This is a genomic window from Mycobacterium gordonae (assembly GCF_001417955.2).
Taxonomy (GTDB): Bacteria; Actinomycetota; Actinomycetes; order Mycobacteriales; family Mycobacteriaceae; genus Mycobacterium; species Mycobacterium gordonae_B.
This window is the reverse complement of record NZ_LKTM01000180.1, coordinates 1-1,514: the sequence shown is the minus strand read 5'-3', so window position 1 is coordinate 1,514 and position 1,514 is coordinate 1. Positions and strand designations below refer to the sequence as shown.

Sequence of the window (1,514 nt, the reverse complement as noted above, 5' to 3'; positions counted from 1 at the left end):
AAAGCTGATATGTAGGCATCTGTTGTCAAGAGGCAGGTGAAAGCCGCCCCGGTTTGGTGCCGGGGCGGCTTTCGTTTGATCGGGGTCAGTCGGTGTCGCGGCGGTCGTTGGTCAACGACGGTGGTGTCAGACTGATATGCGCGGGTTGGGTACCGCAAGACGAGTGTTCGGCGCGAACGGTGGCTGCTGTCTAGGGACGGGCGTCACACCAGTACTCAATGAATCCTGTTGTTGCTCATAGCTTTCCCGCAGATCCAGTTCGCTTACCTCGCCGTCGACGGGCTGGCTCCGATCAAGTTCGGTGGTGGCCAGTTACTTCAGTGTGGCCAGTGACCAGCACCAGCCGGCCAATTCACGGGCGATGGCGACGTTGGCCACGACGTGAGGCTTCTTACGTTCGTTGAACCGACACCACTGCTGGTGCAGGCGCCGGTTGCCGGCATGGCCGCGGTCCTTGAGAGCTGGGTCGACCTTGGCCCAACGTGCCCGCATCGTCGGACCGGGGTTGCGGTAAGCGGCGCGGTGGTGCCAGGCCGATTCGATCAACAACCGCCGCACGTGCGCGTTGCCGGCTTTGGTGATCGAACCCTGCACCCGGGATGCACCCGAGGAGTATTCGCATGGCACCAGGCCGACGTAAGCGCCGATCGAGGAACCGGTGAACCGGGTCCAGTCGCCGATCTCGACGCTTAACGCCAGTCCGGTCAATGCCGAGATTCCGCGCAGACACCCCAACCGGTTGACCGGGTCAGCCCACCGTGGTGAGGCCGCAATCGTGACGATCTGCTCGTCGAGGCGATCCCGAGCTGCAGTCGCGGTGAGCACTGCATCGAAGTGGTGATCAAAGGCCGCGCTGGTGTGGGAATCGTCGAATCGTTGACGACGCAGCCAGGTTTCGTGCACCCCATTCCAGGCCGGCCCACCCGAATACACCCGGCCCTGACGCAGCAGCAGTTTCGACAGCCGATGGCGGACCCGCATCAAATCGGCGCGGGCGTCTTCGCGGGCGCGAACCAGATCCCGCACCGCCTCCACTTCGGCCTCGGGCACGGTAACCGTAATGATCTCGCCCAAGCGCAACAGCCGTGTCAGGTGCGCTGCGTCACGGGCGTCAGTCTTGACCCGATCCCCAGCCGGGCGGATCAACTTCGACGGTGCGGCGACCACGCACTCGATCTGGGCATCGGACAACGCGCGTGCGAGTCCGAACCCCGTCGGCCCGGCCTCATAAGCCACTCGTACCGGGCCACGCAGCCGGTGCAACCAATCCAGGATCTCGCCATGATCGGGACACAACCGCGCCCGCTCGACCCGACCCGTTTCCTCATCGACGGCATGCGCAACCACTGAAAGCGCGTGCACATCCAACCCGACACTCGTACCGTTAAAACTCACCGGAGGCCTCCTGATCTGCAACTGTGGCTCTACCGATGCGAGTGTTCACCCGCCATCGGCAACCCACGTCCGATTGCAGCCCGAGGCCTTCGGCCTCAAGTCGCCTCCATACCGTCTAG

1 protein-coding gene is annotated in these 1,514 nt (G+C 63.7%); it reads right to left on the bottom strand.

The window, feature by feature from the left end:
• Nucleotides 1-312: 312 nt before the first annotated feature.
• Nucleotides 313-1,395: an IS110 family transposase gene (locus tag AO501_RS14925; protein ID WP_055578467.1), complete on the bottom strand. Its 1,083-nt coding sequence runs from the start codon at nucleotides 1,393-1,395 to the stop codon at nucleotides 313-315.
• Nucleotides 1,396-1,514: the final 119 nt, after the last annotated feature.